At 43.0% G+C, this 7,331-nt stretch carries 7 protein-coding genes; all 7 read right to left on the minus strand.

The annotated features are described in order from the left end of the window. Nucleotides 1–81: 81 nt before the first annotated feature. Nucleotides 82–1,140, minus strand: a complete 1,059-nt coding sequence (gene leuB, locus DXC10_RS10135) for a 3-isopropylmalate dehydrogenase (protein ID WP_101544857.1) — start codon at nucleotides 1,138–1,140, stop codon at nucleotides 82–84. A gap of 6 nt (nucleotides 1,141–1,146) precedes the next feature. Further along, on the minus strand, nucleotides 1,147–1,392 hold the full coding sequence (locus DXC10_RS10140) for a hypothetical protein (RefSeq protein WP_101544854.1): 246 nt from the start codon (nucleotides 1,390–1,392) through the stop codon (nucleotides 1,147–1,149). A gap of 10 nt (nucleotides 1,393–1,402) precedes the next feature. Beyond that, nucleotides 1,403–2,944: an alpha-isopropylmalate synthase regulatory domain-containing protein gene (locus tag DXC10_RS10145; protein ID WP_101544852.1), complete on the minus strand. Its 1,542-nt coding sequence runs from the start codon at nucleotides 2,942–2,944 to the stop codon at nucleotides 1,403–1,405. Then, nucleotides 2,934–3,533, minus strand: a complete 600-nt coding sequence (gene leuD, locus DXC10_RS10150; protein WP_101544849.1) for a 3-isopropylmalate dehydratase small subunit — start codon at nucleotides 3,531–3,533, stop codon at nucleotides 2,934–2,936. The genes DXC10_RS10145 and leuD overlap by 11 nt, the downstream gene beginning before the upstream one ends. A gap of 58 nt (nucleotides 3,534–3,591) precedes the next feature. Continuing rightward, a complete protein-coding gene (gene leuC / locus DXC10_RS10155; RefSeq protein WP_101544846.1) occupies nucleotides 3,592–4,989 on the minus strand; it encodes a 3-isopropylmalate dehydratase large subunit in 1,398 nt (465 codons plus the stop codon). A gap of 97 nt (nucleotides 4,990–5,086) precedes the next feature. Further along, nucleotides 5,087–6,583, minus strand: a complete 1,497-nt coding sequence (locus tag DXC10_RS10160) for a 2-isopropylmalate synthase (RefSeq protein ID WP_101544844.1) — start codon at nucleotides 6,581–6,583, stop codon at nucleotides 5,087–5,089. A 369-nt stretch (nucleotides 6,584–6,952) separates the two neighbouring features. Next, nucleotides 6,953–7,204 (minus strand): hypothetical protein, encoded by a 252-nt coding sequence (locus tag DXC10_RS10165; protein ID WP_101544841.1) that lies wholly within the window; start codon nucleotides 7,202–7,204, stop codon nucleotides 6,953–6,955. Between the last annotated feature and the right edge of the window lie 127 nt (nucleotides 7,205–7,331).

The raw sequence follows: 7,331 nt of genomic DNA on the forward strand, positions 1-7,331 counted from the left end.
AAGAGACCACATCAAGATTTCTTGATGCAGTCTCGCAAAGTTAGGAAAAATCTGAGTGTTCCTTTATTTCCTTAATAAAGATTAGCGCTTTATATAATCCACAATCCACATACCAACTTCTTTGGTACCGTACTTAATGCCACCTTCCACCTGAATTTCCGGTGTACGCACATTAGCATCAAGTGAAGCATCCACTGCCTTACGTATAAGGGCGCCTTCTTCTTTCAGGTCAAAATACTCAAACAACATGGCCACGGAAAGTATTTGTGCCAACGGGTTCGCTATGTTCAATCCCTTGGCTTGAGGCCATGAACCATGAATAGGTTCAAATACTGGAGTACTCTCACCGGTGGAAGCTGACGGAAGCAATCCCATAGAGCCACTGATACAAGAACCCTCATCAGTCAAAATATCTCCGAACGTGTTTTCCGTAACCATCACATCGAAGAATTTCGGTTCCTGAATCATCTTCATGGCGGCATTATCCACAAACATATAATCGGTAGTTACTTCTGGATAGTCGGGAGCCATTTCTTGAGCTATCTGTCTCCAAAGTCGGGAAGATGCAAGCACATTGGCTTTGTCTACCACAGTCAGATGTTTATTACGTTTCATGGCATATTCAAAACCGACTTTCAGGATACGTTCAATCTCGGGGCGGGTGTACATATTGGTATCGTAAGCCTTATCATTGTCCTGATATTTTTCACCAAAATACATACCACCGGTAAGTTCGCGGATACAGAGAAAATCAGCACCGTCTACCAAGTCCGCACGAAGCGGCGATTTATGAAGCAAACATTTAAAAGTTTGTACCGGACGGATATTTGCAAACAAACCCAGTTTCTTGCGCATAGCCAGCAAACCCTGTTCCGGACGCACTGTAGCAGTAGGGTTATTATCAAATTTCGGATCGCCTACGGCAGAGAAGAGTACGGCATCTGCATCCTTACAAACCTGATAGGTTGTTTCGGGAAATGGATCACCCACCTTATCAATAGCATCTGCGCCACAGATAGCGTACTCATAGTTCACTTTGTGTCCGAACTTCTCACAAACAGCCGTCATCACATCTACACCTACGGCTGAAATCTCAGGGCCGATACCATCACCAGCCAATACTGCAATTTTAAAATCCATAATGGTTTATTCCTTTTTTAATTCATTTTCTATTTTATCTTTCATTGCTTTATTCTTACGGCGAATACGGTCACCAAACACAAAACCGGCAGTAAGCATAAGCGTCCATATCACATCTAAAAGATTGACAAGCTGTGCATCGCTACCATACCAGTGTAAAAAAACACGAAACATAAATATTACACAAGCAAAAAACAGATAGCTTGCATTAGGTTTCCTTACAAAATAATCTTTCACTGTTTTATAAGTCATGATTAATATTTCATTTACCGTATTCCCCCTCAATTATATTCAGCATCTTCACCGTCGCCTTGATGGCAGCTTCCGTCTGATCGGCATCCAATCCACGTGTACGAAACACCTTGTCCTCAAAACTCCAGGTGATGACCGTTTGCACAAAAGCATCAGTACGTCCGCCGGGAGGGATGGAGACTGCATAGTTCGTCAACATCGGAAACTTACGCCCCAAAGTTATTTTATATATCTTACGTAGCGCACGAACAAAAGCGTCATATTGACCGTCTCCACTAGAACTTTCCTCATATTCTTTACCGTTGATTTCAATTTTTAGCGTTGCCATAGGCTTCAGCCCGTATGCCAAGTTCACAATATAACTTTTCAGTTTTACCCGCTCATCCATCACACCATGTTTCAAAACATCAGAAACAATATAGGGTAAGTCTTCTTGTGTCACCAATTCTTTCTTATCGCCCAATTCGATGATACGCTCGGTAACCTTACGCATAGCATCCTCATCAAGCTGTAACCCCAAATCTTCCAGATTTTTACGGATATTTGCCTTGCCACTGTTTTTACCCAAAGCATATTCCCGCTTACGTCCGAAACGTTCGGGGAGCAGGTCATTACAGTAAAGATTGCTCTTGTTATCACCATCAGCATGTACGCCTGCCACCTGCGTAAACACATTCTCACCCACAATCGGTTTATTGGCAGGAATAACGATGCCCGAATAAGATTCTACCACACGGCTCACATCGTTCAGGCGGTTTTCATCGATATTAGTGATCGCGTTGAAATGATCTTTGAGAATAGCCTGTACACTGGCAAGTGGGGCATTCCCGGCACGTTCGCCCAAACCGTTGATAGTGGTATGCAAACCTTTACAACCGCTCAACACAGCAGCAAGCACATTACTCACAGCAAGGTCATAATCATTGTGTGCATGGAAATCAAAATGCGCTTGCGGATAACGTTTCACCATCTTCCGCATGAACCCGATGACTTGCAAAGGGTTCAGAATACCCAACGTATCGGGTAACATATAACGTTTGATATTAGTCTGAACCAGCGCATCCATCAACAGAAAGACATATTCCGGCGAGTCTTTCATACCGTTACTCCAGTCTTCAAGATAGATATTTACTTCCATGTCTTGTTCGTTGGCATAGTCCACCACCGCCAAGATGTCTTTAATATGTTCCTCGGGAGTCTTTTTCAACTGACAGTTGCAATGCTTCAATGAACCTTTGCACAACAGGTTGATGACACGGCATCCGGTAGCATGTATCCAGTCTACCGAAGTGCGTCCGTCCACAAAACCGAGTACTTCTACCTTCGGCAGCATATTGCGGCGTGCAGCCCAGTCACATATCATCCTGACCGCATCAAACTCACCTTCGGATACCCGTGCAGAAGCTACTTCCACCCGATCTACTTTCAACTCTTCCAGTAACAGACGGGCAATCATCAGCTTCTCATGAGGTACAAAAGATACTCCGCTGGTTTGTTCACCATCGCGAAGCGTGGTATCCATGATTTCTATCTTCGGATGGTTATGCTTCATTTTTCTTCTCCCAAGTTTCTATCTTATCTTTGTTTTCCAGTAGAAAATCAATATCGTCCAATCCATTCATCAGACAATGTTTCTTATAGGCATTGATTTCAAAATATTCTTTCTTGCCTGTAGCCTTATTAGTAATGGTTTGTTCAGGCAAATTCACTTCTACCTCTGTTTTAGGGTCGGCAGCAATAGAATCAAACAGTTCTTTCAGGAACAGCTCACTTACTACGACGGGAAGAACAAAATTGTTCAGTTCATTATTTTTATGAATATCAGCGAAAAAACTGGATACTACTACACGAAAGCCATATCCGGCTATCGCCCATGCAGCATGTTCACGACTGGACCCCGAACCGAAGTTCTTTCCAGCTACAAGAATTTGCCCGTTATAAGCAGGATTATTCAATACGAATTTTTTATTTAATGAACCATCCGGATTATAACGCCAGTCACGGAACAGGTTATCACCGAAGAATTTTTCTTCGCGGGTAGTTGCTTTCAAAAAACGTGCAGGAATTATCTGGTCAGTATCCACATTCTCCAAAGGAAGAGGGACACAAGTACTGGTGATAATATCAAATTTCTGTTTCATTGTTTTTATCATTAAATTGTTTTGTAAATGGGATTTTGAGTGTGCAATCCCCCAATCATCATTCAATCAATTCCCTTGGATCCGTAATTACTCCCGTCACAGCAGCCGCAGCAGCCACCAGCGGGCTGGCCAGCAACGTGCGTGAGCCAGGCCCTTGACGTCCTTCAAAGTTACGATTACTGGTAGACACCGCATATTTACCGCTGGGCACTTTATCATCGTTCATAGCCAGACAAGCCGAACAACCCGGTTGGCGGATAGCAAAGCCCGCATCTTCCAGTATCTTATCCAGACCTTCTTCACGGATTTGCGCATCCACCATCCATGAACCCGGAACCAGCCATGCCACTACTCCTTCTGCTTTCTTACGACCTTTTACAACAGAAGCAAAAGCACGGAAGTCTTCAATACGACCATTTGTACAGGCTCCCAGAAACACATAGTCAATCTTCTTGCCCAATAACGATTCACCCGGTTGGAAACCCATATAATTCATAGATTTCATAAAAGAGGCTTTTGCAGCTTCTCCCATAGCCTCAGTAGTGGGAATATGTTGAGTGACTCCCATACCCATGCCCGGATTGGTACCGTATGTAATCATCGGCTCAATATCTGCGGCATCAAAGCGAACTTCTTTATCAAACACCGCATCGTCGTTGCTCTTCAATGTTTTCCAATAAGCCAATGCTTTGTCCCATGCTTCACCGGCCGGAGCATATTCACGTCCTTTTATATAAGCAAAAGTCTTTTCATCGGGAGCAACCATACCGCCACGGGCGCCCATTTCTATACTCAGATTGCACAGCGTCAGACGTCCCTCCATTGTCAGGTCACGGACTGCTTCTCCGGCATACTCCACAAAATATCCCGTAGCACCACTTGTTGTCATTTTAGACATCATATACAGTGCCATATCTTTCGCCGTCACTCCTTTCCCCAACTTACCGTCAACGGTAATGCGCATCGTCATCGGACGTGTCTGAAGAATACATTGTGAAGCCATTACCATCTCCACCTCGCTCGTGCCGATACCGAAAGCCACCGCTCCCATCGCACCGTGAGTAGAAGTATGCGAATCACCGCACACAATTGTCATACCCGGCAAAGTCAAAGCACGTTCCGGACCCACCACATGGATAATTCCATTTCTCTTATCCATCATACCGAAATGCTCCAAACCGAAGTCCTCGGCATTCTTAGCCAAAGTATCGACTTGTGTTTTCGAGATAGGGTCTTCAATGGGTTTATCCTGGTCGTGTGTCGGCGTATTATGGTCGGGCATACAGAATATCTTTTCCGGACGGAAACATTTGATTCCGCGTGTACGCAATCCGGCAAAAGCCTGCGGGCTCGTTACCTCATGACAATAAAGACGGTCTATGTAAAGTTGCGTGGGACCATCTTTCACTTTTTGTACCACGTGTGCATCCCAGATTTTATCAAATAATGTATTCATCAGAACGATTATTAGTTAATTATTAATTATGAAATATATAAGGCATAAATTAAGATTACCACTCTATCACTTATCACCTTATCACTCCCTCTTTGCCTCACATCTTAAATTTGTTGATACAGTCGATATAAGCTTCTACCGATGCAGCAATAATATCGGTATTGGCGCCAAAACCATAGTAGATACGATTATCATATTCTACCTGCATGTGTACCTTACCCATATCATCACTACCCTTGCTGATAGCCTGTATAGTGAATTCCTTCAGTGTCATGTGACGGTCGATGATTTTCTTCAGGGCTTTAATAGCCGCATCTACGGGACCGTTTCCACTGGCAGCGGCTTCAAACTTCTCACCGGAGATATTCAGTCCTATACTGGCTACGGAACGTACACCCACACCACTGGTTACCTGCAAATATTCCAATTTGATACGGTGATCCTGGGTACGGTCGGCACCTGCCAAGACCAGGATATCATCGTCATTGATATCTTTCTTTTTATCGGCAAGTTTCAAAAAATCTTCATATACTTTATCTAATTTATCCTGCTCCAAATTTACACCGAGTATCTGTAAACGGTTCTTCAGTGCAGCACGTCCACTACGTGCTGTCAATACAATCGAATTATCATCAATACCCACATCATGAGGATCAATAATTTCATAAGTCTGTACATTCTTCAATACACCATCCTGATGAATGCCCGACGAATGCGCAAAAGCATTACGGCCTACAATAGCCTTATTGGGCTGCACCGGCATATTCATCAAACTGGATACCATACGGCTGGTCGGATAAATCTTCTGTGTATTGATATTAGTCTCAATATCAATATCTTTATGGCATTTGATAATCATGGCAATCTCTTCAAGAGAAGTATTACCGGCACGTTCACCGATACCGTTGACAGTAACTTCCACCTGACGGGCACCATTCAACACACCTGCCATGGTGTTGGCAGTAGCCATACCCAAGTCATTGTGGCAGTGAGTGGAAATCACGGCATTGTGAATACCGTTCACATTCTCCATCAAATACTTGATTTTAGCCCCATACTCTGCCGGCAAACAATATCCTGTCGTATCAGGGATATTCACTACCGTAGCTCCGGCTTTGATAACCGCCTCAATCACACGTGCCAAATATTCATTATCCGTACGTCCTGCGTCTTCGGCATAGAATTCCACGTCATCCACAAATCTGCGGGCGTATTTCACGGCAGCAACGGCACGCTCTATAATCTCTTCACGATTGGAATTGAATTTATACTTAATGTGCGAATCAGAAGTCCCGATACCGGTATGAATACGCTTATGCTTGGCAAATTGCAAAGCCTCTGCCGCCACATCAATATCTTTCTGCACGGCACGTGTCAAGGCACATATCGTAGGCCATGTCACTGCTTTAGAGATTTCAATTACCGAATTGAAATCTCCCGGACTTGAAATCGGAAATCCTGCTTCTATCACATCCACTCCCAGAGCTTCCAATTGTTTGGCTACCTGAATTTTTTCTACTGTATTCAACTGGCATCCCGGAACCTGTTCGCCATCACGAAGCGTTGTGTCGAAAATAAATAACTTGTCACTCATTGCATCTTATATTTATGATTTATATTTCATTAAAAAAGCCTTTCACACCAGGAAGTGAGAAAGGCTTTCGTATATCGTTTCATATCACATATATTTACGCACAGCACTCACTTCCACTAAACTTTGCCAGTAGAATAATAATACCACACAGTAGAATATATGTAAAATTCCGAATCATCTTATCTTTTTATTTTTAACGATACAAAGGTAGATATTATTTTGTAGTGCACAAACAAATTCGTTACTTTTTTTGCTAAATAAATATCATTTTATAAGCTAACATTCATTTATCACTCTAATATATCACAAAAATAGGCGTACCTTTCAGTACACCTATCCTCTATGTCTCAGTACAATAAAAGTCCTGAATTACTTCTTGTCACAAGCTGCTTTTTCGCAAGGTTTGTCACACTTAGCGCCATCACAAGCAGCCTTCGGGCAAGCAGCAGAGTCAGCAGCTTGGCAACAAGTCTTGGCAGAATCACATACTTGTTCTGTTTTTGCTGTACAACATGAATCAGCAGTTGCATCGGTAGCTTCAGCAGCTTTTTTGTTACCACAGGATGTTACTGCGAAAGAAAATGCCACCGCTACAGCAGCCAATAAAACTTTAGTTTTCATACTTCAATTTGCTTTAAACGTTGATAAAAAAATTAGTTCGGGAACAAAGATAGTAAATTATCGCTTATAAACACAAAAAGCCCCCACATCTTTCGACATGGAGGCTTTCCTCTAAGACGGCGACTAC

The organism is Bacteroides sp. OM08-11, from assembly GCF_003438665.1.
GTDB classification, from domain to species: domain Bacteria; phylum Bacteroidota; class Bacteroidia; order Bacteroidales; family Bacteroidaceae; genus Bacteroides; species Bacteroides cutis.